Genomic DNA, 23,362 nt, shown 5'->3' on the forward strand with positions numbered 1-23,362 from the left:
TTATTCCAATAATTGCCAGTGATCGTTCTTCTTGGGCCCCACATAAGTCAATTTTCCTTCTTTTTTAAGTTTGGCCACTGTGCGCTCAACGGTACTTTTAGCAACGGATAAATACTCAGATATTTCAATTAGTGACAAGGTTGAATCTTTTGCTAAAAGCGCAAGGATCTTATCTGCTGTTTTTACCCGCGTTTTTACCTTCATTTCTACCTACATTTTTGATGCATTGATCGCTTCCTCTAATGAAGAAGCTAATGCTTGTAGTAAAAATTCAATAAAGTTTGAACCGTCGGTTTTAATATCAGCTTCTCGAAAGGCTTGATAATACTCTTCTTGACGATATTTAATCACTGTTTCCACAAGTAAATAAGCTAATAACGGTTGCCAATCGCTTAATACCAAAGTTTGCCACAATCGTCCCTCACGGCCATTTCAATCACTAAATGGATGAATGAATTCAAACTCATAATGAAAGGCAGCTGACGCAATAAGGGGATGTGCATCAGTCGTGTCGAGCCATGTTAAGAGTTGCTCCATTAATCTTGGTACTTGGCCGGCTGGTGGTGCCATATGGACTAATTGATCACCTCGGTATATTCCAGCCCCACCTGCTCGCTAATGCCCGGCATCATTAAGTAAGCCCATCATTAGTATACGATGTGCTTTCAACACATCATTAGACTTAGCTTTATTCCAATTAGGCATATCTGCATAAGCCGCTAACGCATTATGAACATCTTGAATTTCCTTTTGATCACCAAGTACAGGTTTACCTTCAATGACAGCTGTAACTTGATCAAGAGTTAAAGTATTTTGTTCTATAGCTAGCGAAGCCTGAATAGTACGAATTCGGTTCTCACGGCGTAACTGTGGAACAAGATCATGATCATTGACCGCAGTCCAATTACCGATTGATTCTGAAATCTCGGCCACTAATCGCATCATGTTGTGGGTTAATTGAAATAGTGGTGTATACGACATGGTTTAATCCATCTATTCCTGTGATATTGATGGCAGCTTAGATTTTTCAAGTAAATTTATTTGTTTTCTAGAAAGACCAGCTTTTCCGTAACGGTAGCACAAGTAATCTGAGATATCCTGTTCATGGGTGGACATCACTACTTGTCTATCTCTTAGCTCAACTCGGAGCAAATCACTCAATGATGCTATGTTGATCTCATCCATACATTGCGTTGGATCATCAATGAACACAAATGCCGTTTTAGCATATTTTTTATTAAGCGCAAGAAATAGAGATAGCGAAAGAGCACTAATCTGCCCACTACTCATCGACAGCGCTGCATCATGCTCAGAATCACGCACTGTGGTAAAGTTCATTGCAGCTGTTTTTCGTTGTTTACCATTAGGTGTATCAATAAAGACACCTAACCCGCTTTGATAGTTTTGTAGCAATCGCCCACTATAGATATGGAAAAGTGACTCCATCTGACCAAGTGTTTGATTAGTATAGTTTGTACGCGCGCGTTTAAGCTGGGTTTCTATGCCTTCTAGCTGTGAACATAACTCTTCTAAATGCTGAGATTTTTTACGGTAAAACTCTACATCCTTTTGCCGTGCAATAATCGACGCATTTACCGTCAACTTATGCTGTTGCTTAATGTAGTTTTTCTTCTGTTCAATCTGCGATTCTGTCAACTGTTCAAGTTTGCTTAGGTCAGAAAAATGAGCTTTAAAGAAGTCAAACTCATTAGTTGATAACATCTCATCTTCTGGCTCCAAAGATTGAAGAATAGCGGTATTCACTGCCGAAACTTGTTTCGATTGGTCCTCTGGATCTGTGGCATATACCCTTGGTAACTCAATCCCTTGCTGTTCCAACTTTTGTCCAATCGAGACTAATCTCTGTATTTGGTGCTCATATCTAGCCAATTCAGAATGCAGTATTGCATTAAACTCACGTCTATTTGATTCTAACAATGGGACATACTGAGCTTTTAATGGTTTTAAAATCGCCTCTAACGATTCGTAGCATTGATTGATTTGTAAACCGATCTTATTTAGTTTTTGCTCTAACAAAGTTGTCTTTGCGTCAATTGCCGAAAGTAGTATCTCATTCTCTTTATAATCAACCCCACAAAGTGGACATTCATGCTCACTAATATCAACTTTTTGAGTCAACTTTAATCTCAGCCGCATCACTTCTGCTTGTTTTTTACTCACATCACTGTGGCCTAAGTGAAGCTTATTTTTTTCTTCAAGCAATTGTATAAGCTTGGCTGATTCTTGCTCGTCAAGGCAAGCTGAAATAAGTGAACCATGTGATGAAGTAAGCTTTGATACTTCAACCTCCAACGCACGACAAATTTTGTCTAATTTATCTAGCTCCGCTTTCTCTTTATTTAAGCTAGGTAGCTTATCGAAATGATGAAAGAGCCTAACGGCCAAACCAAACTCAGCTCGTTTAGTGAAATCAATTTTAAGTTGATTCCTTACCCTCTTAGCAATCTCTTGCCGGCCAGCATAGACATTACTTAACAAATCAAGTTGTTCCTGTAGCTGTTCCAAGCTTTTTAAGCTATCAACAGAAAATGGAACCTCAAGGTCCCATTGAGGAGTAACCTTCGACTCAGTTAATTTAGTGTAAGCTACCGGAGCCACGTCACTGACCATTAAAGTTTGCTGTAGCTCTTCTAGTCGAAGTTTTTGCTTCGCATATTCATCTCCAGCATATTTAAACTGCGCTTTGGATTCCGCTCTTAACTTGCCAATATTATCAATCTTTGTATCTAGCTCATCAAGGTTGAGTAGGTGGCTTATTTGATCTGTTCTTTTATCACTATTACAACCATCAGGAATAACAATTGATTTACTATCTTGTTGTAAGTAGTTAAGCACTGGAAAGTTTTCTAGAAACTTATCGCCAAGTTTCTCCGACCAAAACTTTTCCTCATCGTCTATTAACTGAGGGCTTGCAGTACCATCGAAACCTGATAGCTCATAAAGCTTGAATTCATTAAAGCTATTAGGTTTGTTCCCACTTGAATCTAAATCTTCTTGCTTAGCCCACCTCATCACATAAAGTGTTTCACTACCCTTTTTAAGCTCTGCAATAATAGATATTCCATCTTGGCTGTTATGGTTTTGGAATATACTACGGCTGTACTTTTTGTTCCCACCTTTGAGAGCACGATGCCTCGCTGAGATTCTCGGGACTTCACTACAAAAAAGCAGTTGTTTGGCGTCAAATAAGGAGGTTTTACCAAAGCCATTCGGTCCATCATAAACAACTAGATCAGACGAATAGTTTTCTGAGAACTCTGTAAAAACCTTGAAGCCATTAATCTTCAGCTTGTGAATTCGCCATCTTACCACGAATGTACCCCTCAACTATTGCTTTGTAATTATTACCGTTGCTTGTGATTAGCGTTTCAAATTCATTACTAATCGACAGTAAACCTAATTTCTTCAAGTAGTCGTCTGCCAACTGACAAGGATCATCTAGTTCAGACTCGTCTACAGGAACAGATAAAAAAGGCAACTTAATAAAAATACGACTAGCTATACCGTATTCAGACTCGGCCAAAGGTGACTTTTTATATAGACTAAATTTACTTTGATCTTTTATTAAATTTGCAATGCTATTCACATCCATATCATTCAAAAGGGCCAATTCTCCTTGTGAGTAATACAACACATGTTTTTTAAAGCTATAGCCATCCTCTTCCAGAGAAAAGACTTCGCTTTCATAACCAACGATATCCGTTAAACGATCTAACTTAAAAAGAACCAGAACATCTGTGTTTTTAGCAAAAGCTGGTAATTCCCTTAGCTCATCCGGAGTATTTGCCAACACCCATTGGTTAAGTTCACTCGGTTTCATTAATTTCGCAACTTGTACTACAACCAAAAACCGTTGGTAATCCGGTGATGTTGCTCGATAAAAAGAAAACTGTTCTGCCTCTTGTTCAACTAACTCAAACTTACAAGGAGAGTTATTTGATAATGTTGTAATTATTCGATTAATCATTAATTTCATCACTTGCGTCGCGAACTGACACAAACCTCACATTGTTTATTTTTGTAATTCGGTTTTTATCGTTTTCAGAAATCTCTGTAAATTTACCAGTAGAACTAGATTCACTACTAAGTGGAAATGGAGCACTATCCATATGTACAACTAGATTATCGTAATCATAGAGCACATCTTGTACGGCTAGGTTTCCACGCAGACCATCAACATTTTCTTGAATTTGCTTTACGTCTAATTTCTTATTTAAAAAATCAAACTTCATCGCAGTAGGAAGGTACGAACCAAGTCCGCTTTTGAAGTAGTGTGGTAAGTCTTCAGACATTTTAATCCCCATGATGTTGAGAATTATTCTTAAATAATGATCTACAGTATCATTACTAAAACCAGCTAAAGTGATTCCCTTTTGATTTGGCTTCTTTGAATAGTAGAGGCGAGTTAAGGCTGGAATATCCATATTCGCTACTGCAAATCTACACTTACAAATACCATTCAAATCAATAGACTCACCTTCCTGAAGGCTATCTAATATTTGGTCGGTTCTATCCAAAAGAGTCCTTCTAAACTCAAATAGAATCGCTGCATGATCATCATTGTGAATTACTTCAGAATGTAAACAATCCTCTATCTCCGAAAAATAAATTGGAATAGATTCTGCCGCTTCAAACTTGTTCATCGACTCATGTTGGTTTCGATAGTGAGCTAAATTCACTCGCCCAGCTAACAATACATGCAATTTAGCCAATTTATGCGCAATTAGTAATTCTGTGGATGGCAGTCCGTATGCTCCAAGGTACTGTTCAACAATTTCATTGAGTTTAGTATCGATAGAGTTCGTTTCAACATAACAACGATCATCATGGTACTGATAAAACTGAACAAGATGCTCGCCATTAGCGACATTAGCAGCCCTATCAGAAAAATCATCAAGCCTCACTGAAACGTGAAACCATCTAACAGTGCTCTCATTGCATCTCTCTGATACTTTTGATGCCTGTTGCAAGGCAGGGCTATAAGAATAGCGCTTATCACTCTTCATAGCTTTGACCTGGTGAAGAGATAGAACGTTACCGTTACAATCGTGGATCACAAAATCATCTAGGTGCTCGACATTCAGGTAATGAGCTTCGGAATCCCCTTGCGTAAGAAGACGTATCGCGTGATACAAGGCAACTTTACCCTGATATACAAACCCACTCCAAGCAGGAATGGCGCTACTATTAACTATCTGAGAGGAAACTTCTGTCAATGTTTATATTCCCTTTGACCATAAAAGGCTCAAAGCATAACTTTGAGCCTTCACCTTAATGAATTAACGTTTTCAAGCTTTCATAGCTATCTACAACATCATACCTAACTTTATTTTCACTGAACTTTTCATTCACTGCTTCAAAGAACTTTCTTGCACAATCTAACTTGGCAAGCTCAGCACCTTTTAACTGAAGAGACTGCATTGAGCCTTTCGTTTCAGCAATGAAATAAACATACTTAACCGCCCCCTCTTGAAACGCAATAGCCCAGTCGGGATTGTAGCTACCCAAAGGAGTTGGGATAAAGAAGCCTCTTGGCAGTTTTGCGTATACGCTAACCTCAGTTCGAGTATCCAATTCTTCAACGAACTTACGCTCAATTTTCGAGTCTGTAATTACGTAATCGTAGATATGGCGCTTAAGCTTTTCACCAGCCTTAGCAAAATCTTCTGAGCTATTTGCATCAAAAATACTAGCATCAAACTTCTCTTCTAAGGTGTCATATGCCAAATGTTCAATGACCATGGTCGCCTTCTGCTCATTGATCAACTGTGCAGCTTTTGCGATAAAATCTTCAGGGTTGTTTCTGAACTGGTCAAAAACATGACTTCCGATACCACGCAAAATATCAGCTACCGTACTACGTTTTAGTTTGGTTAGCTCTGCTACCTTGCCAAGCAAATCATATCTAACATTCGACTTAACCGAAGCATGGTACTCAGCACTTTCCGTTTCTTCTACTTTAAAGCTTTGACCAGCCTTCACCTGCTCAGCATCAACATGTGCTATCTGTTCGCCTCGGACGATATCGAAGTGAAGCTTTTCAACTCGTAGCTTACTATCAAGAACAGGGATAGCCTTTGATACCAATTCACCACTATCGAACTCAACGTTATAAATGGCTTTGTGATTGATACGCCCCCACAACTCCTGAAACTCTTTTTTATCAAAGTTATTGTTAAGCTCATTTCTTTTCGCTTTCCGATCATCTGCGATGTCAGGAAGCTGAGCATCAGAGTATACCGAATCAATCAGATGGAAGATCTGCTCCGCATAAGGCTGCAGGCTTTCTGGAAGATCAGCTAGCTGCTCCTCACGCTTGGCATCATGATAGGTATCGGAAATTTTGTCGTTGTCATCTGAATAATCGTTTTTAACCAGGTAACGATATATCTGTTTTGCCATCTCTGGCGTCACTTCAATATCACCTTCAGGTGTACCTAACACCTTACCAGTAAAATACTTTTCATCTGCCTGTCTTGGTCTTGACGATAGCGAACTACTTATATCGTGCTGTAATCCACTCACGAAGTCTTTGTAGCTCTCACTAGCGACTACGGTTAAGTGGTTGATATCATGAACTATGGATGGATGATCGACACGTTCTCCATCTTGGTCTACTGCCAAGCGCAAGCCTCGACCGACTTCCTGACGTCGTGAAATAGTGTTATCGCTGTGTTTGAGAGTACAAATCACGAATACATTAGGGTTATCCCACCCCTCTCTCAAAGCAGAATGAGAGAAAATAAACCTTGTTGGCTCAGATAGATTAAGTAGGCGCTCTTTATCTTTCAAAATCAGATCGTAAGCATCTACGTCATCAGACAACCCTTTGTTGTCGCCACTTCTGTTAATTTTGGGATCAACCAGCCGCTTCTTCTTGTCGATAGAAAAATACCCCTGGTGGATACCCGATGCCAAGTCTCGCTTCAAATAACGAGCATATGCCGTATCCGCATGCTCTCCTTTTGAGTCAAGAGGGATATAGTCGTTTACGAGTAGTTGGTACTCTTTTTCGAAGATTCGCGCGTATTCACCTTTTTCATCTGGCTGCTCGTAGTCGCGATATTTAGCAACTTCGTCGATAAAGAACAGGCTTAACACCTTAATACCCTTATCAAACAACCGAACTTCTTTGTCTAAGTGAGCTTTTATCGCCTCACGGATCTGCATTCGGCGTAATGCAATTTCACTCACATCACCTATCGCATCACCAACCGTCAGCTCTACACCGTTTAAGAAGCTGACAGTATCTGTTACAGCATTGATATCCGAAATAACAAAGTTATTTTTGTACTGCTCTAAATTATCAGACAGATCGTAAAGGTTATCGCCCTTAGCCAACTTGCGGACAACACGTTTAATGCCGGAGTTATTCCTAACTTCAAACTCGAGACGAGCGACCGGAGGTTTCTTCGGCGAAATTTCGATATTTTCCAGATAAAGGTAGGCATTAGTACCTGAGAGGCCTTTCGTGGTAATACCCCTTACACCAATTTTCTTCACCAGCTTCTGGTTATAAGCATCAACAGCATCAAGACGGAAGATTTTATTTCGTTCGACACGGTGTGTTGCAGAGTAACGGAGAATAAACAGAGGGTTAAACTCGGCTAGGGACTCTAGAGTTTTCTTACCTTCCATCTTTTGCGGTTCGTCCATAATCATGATCGGATGGTTGGCTTTGATGACATCGATAGGTCGACGGCTTTGAAAATCGTCTAACTCCTCGTAGATTCTACGAGCATCTTTTCCGCGAGCATTAAAGGCTTGAACGTTGATGACCATTACATTAATGCCGCCATCAGATGAAAAGCTTTCAATCTCATGGAGTTGTTTCGAGTTATAGATAAAAGGCCTAATTCGCTTACCGTAATCCTCTAGAAAGTGCTCAGCAGTGATTTCCAGCGACTTATAGACCCCTTCACGAATTGCAATGCTCGGCACAACAATAATGAACTTGGTCCAGCCGTACTGTTTGTTGAGCTCAAATATCGATTTTACAAAGCAGTAGGTCTTACCGGTACCTGTTTCCATCTCGACATCTAGATTGAGATTTGCGCCGGAGAAGTATTTGACTGAGTTACCGTCCACGTCTTTGAAATCAAGCAGACCTGTTGACTGAGGTATGTTTTGATGACGTTGAACCTGTTGCACATTGGCAAGTAGCTGCTGTTCATTGAGCTGAATTTCAGCATTTTTAAATGCATTTTCATCAAAATCCTGCTTTTGCTGACGAGCACCTGTGTGGTCGGCCTTTTCTACACCAGGATCCATGCGATAGCGGCTAGCTGCATCATTGGGTAACTGACCTTTGAAACAATCCACAATAGCTTGAACAGAAGCAGCCTGATATTTTTGATGTTTAAATTTAAGCTTCATTTTGTTCCTCAAGCTTTGCTTCTAGTTGCTCTAGCCAGCCGTTAAACAACGGACACATCTCACGCATTTTTTGGATACCAATGCGCTGTGCAATGGCAATACCTGTTGTCGTTTTGGCAAATTTTCCGTAAGGAGCCCATCCATCTAATCTCTTAGATGGTGCTGTTTCTGGGCTATTATTGATAAATTCTGGTTCCCCACATTCGGTAAGAACCGCATCAACCACCTCCGAGTCGATGTTCATCTCTGCCGAGAGCACTTCACTGTCTGAAAACAGTAATGCTTCAAATTCATGCATTGCAACATAGGGAATAAAGCGCCCATCTGAGCGATGACCACCAAATAGCTCATTGACCGCTTGCTTAGTCGCTTGATGCAGATGTGCAGATATCTGCGCTGGAGTTTGAGCCGGAGCAAGAGTGTCCAACCCTGGCCACTCCTTCGTTCCATAATAATCAATAAAGGTCGTTACAAACGTATCGCCACGCTGCTTAAGATGGTTACCGATATCCTGCTGGGCTCGCACAAAACGAACATCACCGCCTTTTTGTCCCGGCTTAGTAATTTGCGTTGCTGAAATAAAGATATTCTTCAATGCTAAGTATGGAGCGAGTACCTTCTCGATAAATACTTGTTCTGTTTTCCCTTCTACGATGGCAATAACCGAGATGAACTTACTCATAGCGAGGTCCCCCTGCTATGACATTCTTAGTCCAAAGCTCACCGACGGAATAGCTTTCTAACCATTGTGAGAAATCTTCTGCATTTAGACGTTCAAACGTTGATGCTCCATCTTTGCGATTCACCACCACAATATCTTCAATTGCGAACTGATCGATCAACGCTGGCGACTGAGTTGCAACAATTACCTGTGTACGCTGTGAAGCTTGTTGGATTAACTCAGCTAGAACATCAATTGCCGCTGGATGTAACCCTAACTCAGGTTCATCAATGATGATTGTCGAAGGTGGGTTAGGTTGCAAAAGTGCCGTCGCTAAGCAGATAAAGCGAATTGAGCCATCAGATAGGTGATAAGGCTGCATCGGGTAGTCAGAACCTTTCTGGAGCCAGCTGATATTCACTTTTTGCTTTACGCCAAACTCTCGAGGCTTTAATAGAAAATCGTCAAAGAATGGCGTAACCAAGCGAATCGCATTAACGATTTCTTTATACTGTGTTTCGTGGGCTGTTTTCAGCTTTTTCAAAAACGGACCAATATTCGCCGCGTCAGTACGTAACACCGCATCATCTTCAACGATCTCGTACTTACGCATTGGAGCCGTTGCACTGGTATCGTGGAAGTGATAGATCATCCAAGACGCTATTTCGTCATAAACAGGTTGCGAGTAACGCGCATCCGAGCGTTTTTCTCTCACCTCAGCAACCATCTTGGACTTACCGTCATGACTGTCGCCCAGCTCCCACCAGCCGTACTGACTACCTGAATAATATCGAGCTTCACTTTCAATAGAGCAGCTGTCCGAGGGTGTCGGAGCTAATGTAAAGCGAAATCCACGAGTACCAAAACGAGTACTAAAGCTCATTTTGGGCGTAGTTTTTTCACCATTGAACAGGAGATCGCTAGCTCCACCATTGTTAGACACATAATTACTTAGGTTGTCATTGATCAAGGAGCGTAGCATCTTAAAAAATGATATCAGATTACTTTTACCTGCCCCGTTGGCACCAACGATCACATTGAGATTCTTCATTTCGAAATCTTCAAGTTCACGAATCGATTTGAAGCCCTTTATAGTGAGCTTATCAAGCTGAGTACTCATCGTTGTTCCTCTAGATTGATTTCACGTCAGTATTTGGAGATAGCTGCTTTAGCACTTGTTCGACATTGATCTTGGTACTGTCTGAGGCAAAGCCAGCATCACGGAACACCAGGCGTAACGGTTCAGACTTTGCTAACTCTTTAACAAAGGCTTCATTGATGCCACTTTCTTTGTCGAAGCAAGCCACGAGCGCGTTATCCGCAACAAAGAATACTGTTTTTCCATCCACAATTTCACGACGAATAGGCAGAGTTAAATCTACGCCCCAATCCAACATGACTTGGAATAGTAGGTCTTCTTCAGTCCGACCTTCTTTGACGTTATCTACTTGTGCAAACAGGTCCTCTTGAGTCATGGTGTCTGGTTGATAATAAACGTCAGCCATGTTTGAACTATCAACTTTCAATACGCGAAAGCCATGATCCAATTTGCTCTCAGAACCTAAATACCTACCAGATACTTTCTTAATTCTAGCCATGCAGAGATCAGAAATTGTCTTATAGCCGTGCTTATGTGCTACTGATTTTTTAGATACCAACTCAGGTATCTGCACTAAAATAAACCTTCTTGTGCCATTGTCGTTTTCATTAGCTGTCAATACAGCGTGCGCGGTAGTTCCCGAGCCACCAAAAAAGTCTAAAACCGTATCGTTACTACCAACACCTAGATAACGAATTAACCGTTCAATATCTCTGTAATTTTTGGGATTCTCAAAAACTTTCCCACCCATTAGCTTTTCAAACTCTACCGCTGAGGTTTGAGCATAGCTATAATGAACAGAAGTCATTACTTGCCCTTCACCTTCAAATAAATAACGACATTGTCTAGGAAGAGTCGTTTCATCCTCTCCGAATACTACTTTACCTAAAGCTACTTCTTCCCAAAACTTCTCTGGCTTTGAATATCTCCAGCCACCATCAGGAACTTTACACGGCTTATTGGTTTCAGGGTGAAGCACCTCATACTTAGGACCGCCACCGCCAGGCCATGAAATATTACCATCATCACGAAATGGGCCTTTTTCAGAAATTTTTCCAAACCTTCCGATTTGTTTGTGAGGATGGTCTTTTGAAAGCTGATTGTAATACTTTCTCCATTCACTCTGTACTTTCTCTATATTACCGTCACAGCTCTGCATAAGTTTATCGAACCGTTCTTTAGCCTCATCTATGCCGGGTTTAGGCTCTCTAAGGATGGTTTTACTAGCTTGTAAACATAACTTACTTTTGGAATATATAAGCATATACTCATGACCAACAGAGAAATACTTTGCATCATTCTTTCTATTTTTGTCCCATACCAGAGTAGCTATTTGATTCTCCCTTCCAAAGACTTCATCAAGAACTGAGATCAAGTTTTTAACTTCTGCATCATCAATACTGACTACCAAAAAGCCATCATCTTTTAAAAGGTTATAAGAAAGCTTGATCCTAGGAAGGAGCATACTCAACCAATCAGAATGGAAACGGCCGTTAGACTCGGTATTGCTAACAAGACGATTCCCTTCCTCATCTATCTGATTCGAACGCTCAATATAGGAATCAACGTCTTCAGCGAAATCATCTTCATATATAAAGTCATTACCTGTGTTGTAAGGAGGATCAATATAGATCATCTTAACTTTTCCAAGATATGTTTCCTGAAGAAGCTTTAGTGCATCTAGGTTATCCCCTTCAATGAAAAGGTTCTGAGTCGTATCAAAATCCACACTCTCTTCACGACAAGGACGTAGCGTTTTCGCAATCGGGGCATTAGCCGTTAGTAGAGCCTCACGTTTACCAGGCCAGTTAAGTTGATAACGCTCTTGAGGGCCTTCGACTATGTTGCGAGACAACTCCTGCTTTAAAAGATCAAAGTCTATCGCTTTGCGTAGTTTTCCATCTTCGCCTTGCGCTTCTGTCACACAGCCTGGAAACAGCTCCGCTAGTTTTTCGATATTTTGGTCAACCATATTCGGGCTGTGCATTTTTAGTTGTTCCATATCTGGAGGCTCTCTGTTGTCTAATTCGTTGTTTCTGCGCGATTCGCTGAGTGTTCACTCACAGGCCACTTAGCGAGCTAATCTGTTCTTTTAGTCGGTTGATTTCACTGTTCATATCAACCCTGCGATTGTACTGTTTTTCTTTTTGTTGCTTTGCCTGAAGCTTGGTTAACTTATCTCTGCAAACATTCAGCATCGCTATCCGCTTCATTTGCTCGTCTATAGACTCGCCTTCTAATGGGGGTTCTGCCAGTAGGCTTCGTAACAGCTCATTGTACAGTGTTGCCATGTTAATGATAACTGGAAGCTTTTTAGTTTCGGCATAATTTAGCTCACCTAACTTAGAGATAGCGACCCAATCAGATAGAAAATGTTCCTTAATGACCATACTTCCAGCATCTCGCTTGCTCTCTCTTTTACAAGCCATCGCATGCTGCACTTGTGGCCTATGCGGGAGGCCATTGAAGATACGAAACAAAATGTTCGAGGGAACTGCACGATCTAATATTTCCAGTACCGTGGCATCAAGGTCCCTACAATTCGGTTTTAAATGTATATCAAAAACTTGTATCTCAGCCACATCTTCACTTTCAGCGACATTCAACGTATCTGGAGACAATTTGTATCGCCAGATTATTTGCTCGACTTGATTAACAAATAATTGCTTAGTCGCCGGCGGAAGATTTGATTGCTGATAAATCGTTTCCTTGGGAATTTTCTGCCCTTGCTTTTGACTTCCTAATGCAGCAGCTTGAGGAAATCTGAAAGGAATGAATACATGTTGTTGGGCTGATGCCATTAGCCTTCCGCCTTTACGACAATAAAGTTAATCAGCTCAAAATCTTCCACCCCTTTAATCTCATTAGCCAATGCTGATGTCTGTTTTCCACTAAACAGGCTGTTGATGTCACTAGCCTGTTTAACTTCCACAATAGAGCCTATCGCTTGGTTCAATAATTCAGAGTAGAAACTCATCTCACGACCGTCTTTAGTATCTCTATTGAAGTTTGTACATGCTAGCGTGTCTGGGCCATCTTTGCCTTTACATGCAGCCCGTACCTGATCGAGCAGCGGTTTTACCTGCATATGGTTAATCACAACCTCACCCGACTCTGCCATGTAAATCAAGTAGTATGGGTGAAGTCTGTTCTGCTTATTGATGTTGACGCTATGATTACGATTACGTAATGAGAAAATCACGCCTGGTACGAGCCCCATGTCCGGCTTTGCCGCCACTACTGCATGCAACCCATTTGGTGTGGTGTTCATATTCCCATTCGCTTTGATGTAATTCAGAAGATCCATGCGAAATTCATTGAGTCCGAGATCAGTTATGGACACGCCAGTTTTGACGTCTTCTAAATCTACCATTTCCTCTTGCAAACGTTTGAGCTGCTCTGTGCGATAGGCAACATCGTTTGCTTCAGCCTTTAACACGTTATCATCACCAGTCGCGGTAATGTCTGATATTACCATCCTGTTTTCGACACGCTCTTTAAGGTTAATGTATTCATCCAGGCTTATATCTGGCCAGTAATTGACTAGCTGAATGGCTTGATTTGCTGACCCTATGCGATCTACTCGTCCGAACCTCTGGATTATGCGTACTGGGTTCCAATGAATGTCGTAGTTAATCAGATAGTCACAATCCTGTAGGTTCTGACCTTCTGAAATACAGTCTGTACCGATTAGAACATCAAGCTCAACAGGTTCATTTGGAAGTATCTGGGCTTTTTCTTTAGAGGCAGGTGAAAACAGCGTAAGCAAGCTTTGAAAATCATAGCTCTTACCTATCGTCGACTTTGCTGCACTGCTACCAGTTACCTTTCCGGTGTGAATTTTATACTTATCTTTAAATTCTTGAGCTAAGTTCTCATAAAGGTAATCAGCGGTATCAGCAAAAGCTGTGAATATAAGAACTTTCTTATTACCTGGATTAAGAGGATGTTGCCACTTTTCAAAGATATGCTGTCGTAAATGCTGAAGCTTAGCATCCTGCTCAGGTAGCACTTTATCCATTTCCTCAAGCAGTTTGCATATCACTTCTAGGTCGGCACTTAAGTTGTGCTCCCACGAAGGAAGATCCATATCAGCAAGGTTGATTTTTACTTTTCCGCCGGTTGAAAAGCCTTCCTGGTATTCTGTTACATCTTCATCCCAGTCAATACCATCAAAATCATTTGCGCTATCTAGATAGCCAGTATCTAATCCACTTTTCTTAAATGCTGCGATGTTACTCAATGCGTCATCAAGTATTGACTGTAGCCCTTGCAACGTTAATCGGAATGCATGGACGGAACTTTCTAAACGTTTTAGTAAGTTAATGGTCATCAGACGTTGCAGTGCTTTTTCTCGATCAACCTGACGCAGCTTACCTTTACTTCCTACATCGGTATCGTACATCTCTTCATACTTGGCGATACGACTAGGTAGGATATAGCTAATTGGGGCATAAACAGCCATCTTTAACTTCGAAAGCTGCTCGAATATCTGATTAAACCCAATTACGTCAGATCGCGCAGTCAACGCCGGGTGAAAAGACTTCGGCTTCATTCGTTCAGGGAAATGACCTATATCAGCCGTATCGTAGAACGTTTGTATATGCTTACGAGAGCGAGCAATAGTCACACTATCGAGCAGTTGGAAAAAGTCATAGTCTAGCGTCTCTAATAACGCAGAAGCAGTACGTTCTTCAGGCGCGAGATCTGCCCACGCATTGAATGATTTTTGCGCCCGTTTAAAAATTTCTTCAATACTGAACTGCGTACCTATCTGCTCTCGAAGCACATGTGAATCACCCTCGTAGGCCAATGCTAACTGATTACGTAAATCTGAGAATTTGTTGTTTACCGGTGTTGCCGACAGCATCAACACCTTCGTTTTCACCCCAGCACGAATGACTTTGTTCATCAGTGACTGGTAGCGAGTTTCTTTATCTTTGTATACCTGATTGTTTCTGAAATTATGCGACTCATCTATTACAACCAGATCGTAGTTGCCCCAATTAACTCGATCCATTGGGAGCCCAAAGGACTCTCCTTTCGTACGTTGCAAATCCGTATGGCACAAGACATCAAAATTGAACCTGTCTTTTACAAAAGGATTGGTAATCAGGTTACGGTTGTAGTTAAGCCAGTTATCTGCCAGCTTTTTAGGACACAAGACCAACACTGATTTGTTACGTAGCTCGTAATACTTAACGACAGCCAAGGCTGTAAATGTTTTACCTAAACCTACGCTGTCGGCAAGGATACAACCATTGTATGTCTCCAGCTTATTGATGATTCCGGTAGCAGCATCTTTCTGATAATTGAACAATTTATTCCAGATTAAACTGTCTTGGTAGCCCGTCTTATCATTCGGGAGGACATCTTCGTTAAGGTCTTCGAGGAATTCACTGAAGATGTTGTATAGCAACTGAAAATAGATACGTTCAGGAGAGTTTTCTTGATATACGGTAGATATGTGATTGACCAGTCTATCCGTCACATCCTGCACTTTTTCTGCATCATTCCATAATAGATCAAACATACCCATGAAAACGCGGGTGGACGAGGGCTCGTCCATACAGGTAACAATGTTGGAAACTGCATTACCCTTTTGGTAACCAAGATCTACCGCTGAAAAACCATTAAGCGGCTGATATACCGCTTGTTCTTCACTTACTTGCACTGCCGCCAACTGCTGCATTGGTGCACCAGTAGTATTTGACCTAAACTCCACCTTTCGACGAATCCAGTCCGCGCACTCTCGAGCAATCGCTTTTTGAGTAAGCTTGTTCTTTAGCTGTATTTCAAATTCAGTTCCGTAAAAGCTCTTTTCTCTTTGCTCTTTCGGAATGAAAAACTCTCGCTTCTGTTTACTCAGTTTATCCGTTACTTCTGATTCAACGAATGTAGGAGAGGTAAAGACAAACTCCAGTGACTCAATCTGTTCGAGCTCCTCTTTTAAAGCTTCATACGCATAGATCGAAAAACAGGATGCTGCAATTTTAAGCTTTGCTCCTGGCTTTATTGTGCTTTTTAAGTCGTCACCAAGCAGATCATTTATATTGTCGATGATACGCATTAATTATCTCCAAATGTCTGCTGCCAACGAACAAAGGCAGGTCGATGACGATCAGTCCATTGGGTACAAATCAAGTACGTTTGTCCATCACGCTGAGCAACTTTAGTTGTAGAGTAACGGTTGCGGCCTTTGGCATCTTTAGCGCTAAGCCTTACATCTTCTGGCCTAGCCGTTTTTGATATTTTCAGAACAGGGAATGATAGACCAAATGTGGTTTTGCAATACTCTAGCTGGGTGAGATTGTTAATCTCTGAAAAAGGTAATCTCACTTCTACCAGATGTTGTATAGATTCTGTTATTTCAGCATTTGAGATCCTATTCGCTCCCTGCTGAGTCACTGCGCTATCCCCATCCAGGGCAACTGGAAATGGAAAACCTTGCACTTGAACCGCTTTTGCAAGAAATACGTTGATAGCGAGCTCGACCGGTAAGCCAAGCTCGCTAAAAATTTCTGTCGCCTTCTCAAGTAATTCAGGATCTAGTTTTGAGTCTTTCATGCAATTTGCTATCCCTACAATTTGTAACTTTTGTATATTAGCTCATGAAACAACTCTTGAATAGGATGGCGTTCTAAAACAAACGTCTTTCACTCATTAGTGTCCTACTCAATTCACTAGCCTATTTCTTACTAAGCCAAATGGACTCTTGCTCAAGTGCTAACCCGTTCGTTTGCATCTCTAGAACTAGCGCTTGTAGATGAGAGGATTGAGCCAACAAATTGCTACTATTCTCAAGAAATGAGTTGAATTCTCTTGCGGTATCAACCCAAAGCTGGTTTTGCCCGTAACGGTTCAAAAGTTCCTTCCAGTTAGGCATCATCCAAAACTCTGCTCTTTCTTTAAGCCTCTCATTCAGGCGTCGGAAGTTATTCAGCCCGACTCCATCATAGTCAGCAAAAAAGTAGACCATCGGCGCCCTTTCACGCACCGATAGCCAATCAATCAGTTTGTTGTGTAACTGCCCTCGGTACCAAATAACGGTAGTGGGTTCGTTATTGGGTAGCCAATCTAGACGGTCAAACAATGCTTGGTTTTCCACCAACCAAATAGAATGATGAGTGTTAAGATCCCTATTTCTTTCTCCACCCACTTCAAGGGAAAAAACGCCAAACTCTTCTGTCGCTACATTTAAGTGCTCAGTTGGCCCTCCGGAAGACTCCCATAGCGGATTCGCCACCGCTTTAGCCAGCACGTAAGTCACATCGTGACCTACTCTTCCTTGTTTGCTGCTGCGTGTGGAGGCTATGTTTACGGCTCTTTGCGGGGCTGATGGAGACACGTTTTGATTTGGTGCCAACTGCTCCAGTGTGACTTTAACGACATCCATATCTAGAATGCCGTAGACAACGCCACGGCCTTTAGGAGTAACTTGTACACTCTGAGTTTTGCGGCTGAACTCATCAAGCTGCTTCTTCTGAGATGGCGCCAATGTGCTTCCGGCAATGGAATCAGGGTACACCTCGATTAGTCGCGTTAGTGCTTTAACCAATACCTGGCTCATAGTGATGGCTCCACTTGTGGTTGCGACAGTTCTTGGCTCTCAATTGGTTCGAAAATCTGCCAACTATTTTTGCTGATGTGGTTCTTACCATTAGCCTGGTGGATAGGCACACAATAACGAGCGGTGGTTAACGGTGCTGGTGAAGCAAAAATCAGTGCAAAACTGAACTGATTAGCAATCTCTATCAAGTTAGCTTGGTTCTTGGTATCCAGGGCCAACGCCTCATCCAAATAACATACCGCTTTCATTTGATGACGTTTATCTTGCATTAGATGGAGCATTGCCAGACCAGTAACAAGCTTAGCCATCAATACTGTTCCGTTAGAAGCAGCACTATCAATATCTTCAAATGACTCTTGTTGCTGCCCTTGTTTAGCGACGACAAATTCAAGTCTGAACAAGTCTGCCACTCTTAAGCCTTGGCGTGCATTGCCTTCTTCTATCAGAAGGCTCTTCGCTCGGTCTAACTCTACATCATCAAGAATGCTACCTTGATCAAACAGCTCGAAACTCTGACCACTTTCAGTTTGCTCTGCTTGCTGTATTAGTACATTCATCGCATCGACAAGCTGATTCTCCTCAACGGGTTCAATTTTGAAAATTTTAAGGTCAGACAACTGCCTGTGACTGATTAGCCTGTTAAATTCTTTCATCTTACTTTGTAGAGCATAGAGTCCACCGCGTAGCTCTCTTAGACTCGCTGTGACGTTTACCACTGCCGAGCGGGCACGTCTTTCCAACGCTTTCTTCTCATTATCTAAACAATGACTGAATTGAATGATGCCTTTTAACTCTTCATCCTGAGTTTGCGCCATCTGGAACTTTGTAAGCCCCTTCTGAGCTAACTCATTTTTTATGTGGCGCAAGTCTTTGGACAATTTATCGAAGTCTTTGCAATCCTCGATAAACTGTTCGAGGCGAACAGGTAGATACTCAAGAGACCACTCATCCATCACTATCCATGGGGTATGTGGTTGATCCGAAAGCATGCTAAACAGCGATTGATCATCAATTCTTTGATTTTTTAGCTTTTCAACATTTTCATTATCCGTTTTAAGCTGAGCTAGCTTACCTGCAATTTCATTGATTTGAGTCGTTATCGTTTTATGCCTTTGTTCTGCATTATCTAGCTCAGCAGTAATGGTTTTTAGCTCTTGCTCAAGCGTCTCTTTTTGCTCAGATCGCTGAGCCTGACTTTTTGTTAACTGTTGAAGCTTTTGGTAATCCTCAAGATCCTGTTCACACTGTTTGACTGCGCTATTTAATTCACTCTTTTTCCTCTCAGCAGTTTCGCTTTCTCTACTTACTTCAAGCAGTTGTTTTAGTTCCGTTATTTGCTTATTAACATCACCTATTTCCTCTACCAGCTCCTGTTCTGTTTTTTGAACATGCTGAGGAATAAGCGCCTCAAGTGAAAGTTTTAAACCTGAAAACCAGAGTTGCTCAGACGATTCACCATTGAGCATGTATCGAAGCTGATTGATGTCAAACGAATACTTCGAAGGTGGCAGTTGCATTACTCGTTGGCTAAGTACTTTGTTCAGCTTTTCTAATTCATCTACACTAAGCACCTTAGAAAGATGAAGGTATAAATTGTCGCCCAACGTTTGATGTTGAGAGTGCAACCTTTGCAGCTGATCTTGCTTCTCTTCCAACTGTTTGCCAATCGCGGCAGAAGAAGACCGCTGTGATTGAACACACAAGGCAGCCTGAGCATCATATTTTTGCTCCGTAGCTTTCAATTGACGCTCTAAAAATGATTGTTCCGGGATCAAGGTAAACCGCTCTTCCAGCTCTTGTTGCTGCTTCTCTATACGGTTTAATTCTTCCAGTTTATTGGTTAAATCTGTACGCTTTCCTGCACGGGCAATATCTTGGCTTCGGAGATCACGTTGTGTTTGCTCAAGCTCAGTTTTTTTCGTTGATAGATTCTTAGTCAGCGTTTGAACATGACCATGCCAATCCTGCAGCAATTCATTCACCTTCGGCTGGCATGCGGAGATTTTTCCTCGTAACGACAAGGTACGCTCAAACTTTTGTTCAAGCTCTTGAATCGTTTCGATATTATTTACGGCTGCTAGATACTGTTCGCGTTCTAGATTTATGTCTTGAAATGCTTTTTCCCATTCTTGCTTAAAATCAATACTGGAATTGGGTAGTTCTCGACTAAATATCTTCAGCAAGTAGTCTTTCACATCACTGGAATTGAGCTTATCGAGCCTGAGCGTTTTGGTTAATACCTGCTGGAACGAACGAGCGTCGCTTACGTGTTCAAGTTTAAATACCGTAAAGTCGATGTCGCTAGCCTTCTTACTTTTTGAACCACCATAAAGCGAGTGTCGAAATTCTTTATCATTGAATTTATAGACTCGATGCTTCTTCGTCGCTAAGTGGTTGACTAACTTTGGTTGGGCAACGATATTGCCATCATCTAAACGGAAATCATCTAGGTTTAATTCACCTTTGTAAGCGAAGTATTCGTAGTCATAACCTACCCCTTTACCAACACAGCCAAACACCACGGTGCCGGTTTGTGGCAGGATGACTTCTAGCAAGATATAAGCACTGTTATTTGGGAAGTAAAAACGGCGAGCCTTCTCTAATGAATGAGAGCCGAAATCCATTCTCCTTTGATCTATGATCAGAAGAAATTGGAGTGCGTTGATTAGGCTTGTTTTGCCATGGTTATTGGGCGCAATTAGTGAAACAGAGTCATCTAGAGGAAGTTCTGCTCGCTGGTATCCAGCACTGCCAATTAACGCTAAACGTTGGAAACCGTAACTTAGCATGATTCATCTTCCTCATAAGTGGCCGCATCGCTTTCGGATGCTTGCTCTGTAATGGCTTCGAAATGATCAAGGTAGCGATATACCGAAGGCAGTAAACGCCAATGATTGTTCTCTTGAGCGGCAAAGCCTTTTCGCACTGCGTTGTCGAATATCTTTGCTAGTCCATCTTGGTCGAGCTCTTCCGCATCCAAAAGCTCTTGATGCTTTTCGTAAACCTCCTCTAGCAAGACATTATCAATCCTCCATTGGTAGAACTGACCAAGGGAGCGACCGCTATCAGCTTGATGGTCAAATATCACCATCAGCAATAGTGCTAGCTGGCGTGATTGTTTATTGATGTTCTGGTTACCATCTTCATCATTAAACCAAGCAAAACCCCGCCCATCAATACGCAAGTCAAAACCGAAGCTAGTAAATAGGTGCTGGTACTGCCCTGATTGCTGTTCTAACTCATGCCATAGAGCTGCATCCGTCGAGCGATTTAGGTGCCTGCCAGAATTAAATAGGTTAAATAGCTCAGTCAGATGAGCCAGCTCATTTAAATCGATTTTGCTAGTTTGCATTATCAACATCCTTTGCTTTTGTTGAACCAGTTAACATCTTTATTTCGTGAGGGTGGTAGGTTACGGCTACTGTGTTCAACGCTGTAGTACTTGAGCTCGTCGCTAATGTACTTTGACACTGAGGGTCACGGACAAGCTCATGGTAGAGTCGCAACAGCTCCGCATCTGGTAGACGCTGGTAGTTTTCTCTGAGCCACGTCATTAGATTCGTGACCGGTAGCGAGTCAGCAAGTTCTTCCCTCAGAAGCTCTTCATCAACCCAGTTGATAATTGGACTGATTGGCGCTTCCTCTTCTTCCGGGAATGGCATAGAGCTAGGTTCAAAGTCCAAGAATTCTGCCATCAACTCACGTACCTCGTTACCCAATTGAATTTTAGTCACGCGGCTACTTTTCCACATTGGCAAACCTTCGGCATTCAGCCCTCGCGCTAAACCCTTTTTACGAACTTGGCTTAGTTGCTTGCTGATCACCGCTGAAAGTTGGTTGTGCTGCCTTGCTTCCTCTCTTAATGGAAACAAAGTATCGGCACATTGCTGAGTAATGACTCGTCCTTGGTATCGAAGATCTTTGACTTGATAAGCTATCTGACGCATTGCCAACCTTTGTTGATACAAAGATCCACGCATGGAAAGTATGTCAACGGCAGTATCCAATGCTTCTTCCGCCTTTTCTAATAAGGGGTAGAAACTTCCGCCAAGGCCGCTATCCATCATTTCGTTCATTGGTTCTACGTATTGGTCATACACTTCTAACACTTCATGGTAACGCCGTTCAATGGGCACATTGGTATCAGCTGATTTTGCCAATTCTGCTATTTCAAAGATGGCTTGTTTGTCCTGAGTTAACTGTTGGGTAATTTTTCTAACCAGTTCCGACAACCTGTTCGCGCCAGTACGAAGTAAATCGTTGTCCGCCAAATCAAGCCCTTCTAACACTTGGCTGGTGGCGTCTTTAATCGCATCAACTCGCGCTTTAAGTACCGCTGATAGGCCTAACTCATGCTCTTGGGTTAAGCCTCTGACAAAGTCCACAACTAGAGTGTTTAGCTGATAGTCGCTGCTGCGATTGATAGGCTGCAATATGTCTGCATTAACAAGACTGGTGAGCACAGTATTACTTTCCGCATTTTTGCTTTTGTACTGATTGATCACCTGTTCAAGTATTCTCAGCTCAAACGCCGGAAACTCTCTCGAAAGCCGAGTTAACTGCTCAACCACCTCCCAATGTTGGTGTAGCTGAAAGGTGAGACTTTTAGGTGCCGCCATCTGTCATTGCCTTATTTGTAAAATTAAATCCCAACAAACCTATCTCTACGTTGACTCTTAGATACCCCTTCAATAATATGACGTCAGTAGCGACAGGTAAATACTGAATACATGCACACGTCGCAAAAATGGACAGGAAATAAGCAATATGAAGAAATGGCCAATACGCTGGGATTTATTGTTTCGCTACCGAGTGATCGAAATTATCGCGTTATGGGAAGGCAGGCTGACTACCAACCATTTAATACAAAACTTTGGCATTGGTCGGCAGCAAGCTTCTAAAGATATCAACTCTTACCTTTCGGATATTGCACCTGGTAATTTGGTGTACGATAAGTATTTAAAAGGCTATAAACCTAGTGAGAGCTTTGAACCCAAACTCACCACGGGCCATGCTGATGAATACTTGCACATCTTGTCACGCAGTGAAGATATGGCGGCAACATTCGATTCGCTTGATATGGGTTTTGACCATACCACCTCTGTTCGCCCTATCGCACGAAATATTTCCCCAGATATATTACGTCCACTAGTTCAAGCAATACGAGAGAAAAAACGTGTCGATATATGCTACATGTCATTAAAGAATGGAATTGAAGAAGAGCGGATCATATCTCCTCATACTCTCGTTTGTACCCCAGTGCGATGGCACGTTCGCGCTTATTGTGAGCACTCAAATGGTTATCGCGATTTTGTATTAAGCCGAATTCGTGGGGTGCCCGACCTGAACGATAAAGCACAGTACAGTAAAAGTGAAGATGTACTCTGGAATACTGCTATTAATATAGAACTCAAAGCCGATTCTAGACTTAAGGATGAGAAAAAAAAGGTGATCGAATATGATTTCGCTATGAACAATGGTTTACTAACAATTGAGACTAATGCCTCTTTAATTCAATACGTACTCGATGCTTATAACATCAATATCTACACTCAGAATGCGGTTCCTGAAGGGCAGCAACTCGAAATAAATAATAGACAGGAACTCAAACCATATTTGCCTTATTAGTCCCTTA

Annotated in this window: 19 protein-coding genes; 1 reads left to right on the forward strand and 18 read right to left on the reverse strand. The window is 41.7% G+C overall.

The genetic code is table 11. The annotated features are described in order from the left end of the window. The 18 genes from Vgang_RS06775 to Vgang_RS06855 all read right to left on the reverse strand — a co-directional run bounded on the left by Vgang_RS06775 (position 1) and on the right by Vgang_RS06855 (position 22,346). Positions 1 to 204 (reverse strand): HTH domain-containing protein, encoded by a 204-nt coding sequence (locus Vgang_RS06775; RefSeq protein ID WP_211294017.1) that lies wholly within the window; start codon positions 202 to 204, stop codon positions 1 to 3. 6 nt (positions 205 to 210) lie between these two features. After that, positions 211 to 414 (reverse strand): hypothetical protein, encoded by a 204-nt coding sequence (locus Vgang_RS06780; protein ID WP_211294016.1) that lies wholly within the window; start codon positions 412 to 414, stop codon positions 211 to 213. Positions 415 to 432: 18 nt separating this feature from the next. Further along, positions 433 to 597, reverse strand: a complete 165-nt coding sequence (locus tag Vgang_RS17095; protein WP_406708304.1) for a Fic family protein — start codon at positions 595 to 597, stop codon at positions 433 to 435. A gap of 18 nt (positions 598 to 615) precedes the next feature. Then, positions 616 to 981 carry a Fic family protein gene (locus Vgang_RS06785; RefSeq protein ID WP_211294012.1) on the reverse strand — a complete coding sequence of 122 codons (366 nt, stop codon included), beginning with the start codon at positions 979 to 981 and terminating at the stop codon, positions 616 to 618. A gap of 12 nt (positions 982 to 993) precedes the next feature. Beyond that, entirely contained in the window at positions 994 to 3,333 is a 2,340-nt protein-coding gene (locus Vgang_RS06790; RefSeq protein WP_105901899.1) for a hypothetical protein, read from the reverse strand. Beyond that, on the reverse strand, positions 3,299 to 3,997 hold the full coding sequence (locus Vgang_RS06795) for an ABC-three component system middle component 1 (RefSeq protein WP_105901898.1): 699 nt from the start codon (positions 3,995 to 3,997) through the stop codon (positions 3,299 to 3,301). The genes Vgang_RS06790 and Vgang_RS06795 overlap by 35 nt, the downstream gene beginning before the upstream one ends. Further along, entirely contained in the window at positions 3,981 to 5,237 is a 1,257-nt protein-coding gene (locus Vgang_RS06800; RefSeq protein ID WP_105901897.1) for an ABC-three component system protein, read from the reverse strand. The genes Vgang_RS06795 and Vgang_RS06800 overlap by 17 nt, the downstream gene beginning before the upstream one ends. A 55-nt stretch (positions 5,238 to 5,292) precedes the next feature. After that, positions 5,293 to 8,397 (reverse strand): type III restriction-modification system endonuclease, encoded by a 3,105-nt coding sequence (locus Vgang_RS06805; RefSeq protein ID WP_105901896.1) that lies wholly within the window; start codon positions 8,395 to 8,397, stop codon positions 5,293 to 5,295. After that, positions 8,387 to 9,079 carry a DUF4276 family protein gene (locus tag Vgang_RS06810; RefSeq protein WP_105901895.1) on the reverse strand — a complete coding sequence of 231 codons (693 nt, stop codon included), beginning with the start codon at positions 9,077 to 9,079 and terminating at the stop codon, positions 8,387 to 8,389. Before Vgang_RS06810 ends, Vgang_RS06805 begins: the two co-directional genes overlap by 11 nt. Beyond that, positions 9,072 to 10,178, reverse strand: coding sequence for an AAA family ATPase (locus tag Vgang_RS06815; protein ID WP_105901894.1), 1,107 nt, complete (start codon positions 10,176 to 10,178; stop codon positions 9,072 to 9,074). The genes Vgang_RS06810 and Vgang_RS06815 overlap by 8 nt, the downstream gene beginning before the upstream one ends. A gap of 10 nt (positions 10,179 to 10,188) precedes the next feature. Next, positions 10,189 to 12,159, reverse strand: coding sequence for a site-specific DNA-methyltransferase (locus tag Vgang_RS06820; protein ID WP_105901893.1), 1,971 nt, complete (start codon positions 12,157 to 12,159; stop codon positions 10,189 to 10,191). A 58-nt stretch (positions 12,160 to 12,217) separates the two neighbouring features. Beyond that, the gene (locus Vgang_RS06825; RefSeq protein WP_105901892.1) at positions 12,218 to 12,958 is read right to left on the reverse strand and encodes a DUF4391 domain-containing protein; all 741 of its coding nucleotides are present in this window, start codon (positions 12,956 to 12,958) and stop codon (positions 12,218 to 12,220) included. After that, a complete protein-coding gene (locus tag Vgang_RS06830; protein ID WP_105901891.1) occupies positions 12,958 to 16,227 on the reverse strand; it encodes a helicase-related protein in 3,270 nt (1,089 codons plus the stop codon). The genes Vgang_RS06825 and Vgang_RS06830 overlap by 1 nt, the downstream gene beginning before the upstream one ends. Then, complete coding sequence (locus tag Vgang_RS06835; RefSeq protein ID WP_105901890.1) at positions 16,227 to 16,724, reverse strand: type II toxin-antitoxin system RelB/DinJ family antitoxin; 498 nt, start codon at positions 16,722 to 16,724, stop codon at positions 16,227 to 16,229. Before Vgang_RS06835 ends, Vgang_RS06830 begins: the two co-directional genes overlap by 1 nt. A 121-nt stretch (positions 16,725 to 16,845) precedes the next feature. Then, positions 16,846 to 17,727, reverse strand: coding sequence for a DUF7281 domain-containing protein (locus Vgang_RS06840; protein WP_105901889.1), 882 nt, complete (start codon positions 17,725 to 17,727; stop codon positions 16,846 to 16,848). Further along, positions 17,724 to 20,516, reverse strand: coding sequence for a coiled-coil domain-containing protein (locus tag Vgang_RS06845; protein WP_105901888.1), 2,793 nt, complete (start codon positions 20,514 to 20,516; stop codon positions 17,724 to 17,726). Before Vgang_RS06845 ends, Vgang_RS06840 begins: the two co-directional genes overlap by 4 nt. Next, entirely contained in the window at positions 20,510 to 21,079 is a 570-nt protein-coding gene (locus Vgang_RS06850) for a condensin complex protein MksE (RefSeq protein WP_105901887.1), read from the reverse strand. The genes Vgang_RS06845 and Vgang_RS06850 overlap by 7 nt, the downstream gene beginning before the upstream one ends. Then, positions 21,069 to 22,346: a hypothetical protein gene (locus Vgang_RS06855; protein ID WP_105901886.1), complete on the reverse strand. Its 1,278-nt coding sequence runs from the start codon at positions 22,344 to 22,346 to the stop codon at positions 21,069 to 21,071. Before Vgang_RS06855 ends, Vgang_RS06850 begins: the two co-directional genes overlap by 11 nt. A 148-nt stretch (positions 22,347 to 22,494) precedes the next feature. On the opposite strand from Vgang_RS06855, the gene Vgang_RS06860 reads away from it, so the two are divergent. After that, positions 22,495 to 23,355, forward strand: a complete 861-nt coding sequence (locus tag Vgang_RS06860) for a helix-turn-helix transcriptional regulator (RefSeq protein ID WP_105901885.1) — start codon at positions 22,495 to 22,497, stop codon at positions 23,353 to 23,355. The last annotated feature ends 7 nt before the right edge of the window (positions 23,356 to 23,362 follow it).

The organism is Vibrio gangliei (assembly GCF_026001925.1).
Lineage (GTDB): Bacteria > Pseudomonadota > Gammaproteobacteria > Enterobacterales > Vibrionaceae > Vibrio > Vibrio gangliei.

Bases quoted from the DNA above. Each gene is read 5' to 3' on its own strand.
- Vgang_RS06835 (WP_105901890.1), bottom strand. From the start codon at position 16,724: ATGAAAGACTCAAAACTAGATCCTGAATTACTTGAGAAGGCGACAGAA.
- Vgang_RS06815 (WP_105901894.1), bottom strand. From the start codon at position 10,178: ATGAGTACTCAGCTTGATAAGCTCACTATAAAGGGCTTCAAATCGATT.
- Vgang_RS06820 (WP_105901893.1), bottom strand. From the start codon at position 12,159: ATGGAACAACTAAAAATGCACAGCCCGAATATGGTTGACCAAAATATC.
- Vgang_RS06825 (WP_105901892.1), bottom strand. From the start codon at position 12,958: ATGGCATCAGCCCAACAACATGTATTCATTCCTTTCAGATTTCCTCAA.
- Vgang_RS06775 (WP_211294017.1), bottom strand. From the start codon at position 204: ATGAAGGTAAAAACGCGGGTAAAAACAGCAGATAAGATCCTTGCGCTT.
- Vgang_RS06840 (WP_105901889.1), bottom strand. From the start codon at position 17,727: ATGAGCCAGGTATTGGTTAAAGCACTAACGCGACTAATCGAGGTGTAC.
- Vgang_RS06850 (WP_105901887.1), bottom strand. From the start codon at position 21,079: ATGCAAACTAGCAAAATCGATTTAAATGAGCTGGCTCATCTGACTGAG.
- Vgang_RS06860 (WP_105901885.1), top strand. From the start codon at position 22,495: ATGAAGAAATGGCCAATACGCTGGGATTTATTGTTTCGCTACCGAGTG.
- Vgang_RS06855 (WP_105901886.1), bottom strand. From the start codon at position 22,346: ATGGCGGCACCTAAAAGTCTCACCTTTCAGCTACACCAACATTGGGAG.
- Vgang_RS06810 (WP_105901895.1), bottom strand. From the start codon at position 9,079: ATGAGTAAGTTCATCTCGGTTATTGCCATCGTAGAAGGGAAAACAGAA.
- Vgang_RS06830 (WP_105901891.1), bottom strand. From the start codon at position 16,227: ATGCGTATCATCGACAATATAAATGATCTGCTTGGTGACGACTTAAAA.
- Vgang_RS06785 (WP_211294012.1), bottom strand. From the start codon at position 981: ATGTCGTATACACCACTATTTCAATTAACCCACAACATGATGCGATTA.
- Vgang_RS06805 (WP_105901896.1), bottom strand. From the start codon at position 8,397: ATGAAGCTTAAATTTAAACATCAAAAATATCAGGCTGCTTCTGTTCAA.
- Vgang_RS06845 (WP_105901888.1), bottom strand. From the start codon at position 20,516: ATGCTAAGTTACGGTTTCCAACGTTTAGCGTTAATTGGCAGTGCTGGA.
- Vgang_RS06795 (WP_105901898.1), bottom strand. From the start codon at position 3,997: ATGAAATTAATGATTAATCGAATAATTACAACATTATCAAATAACTCT.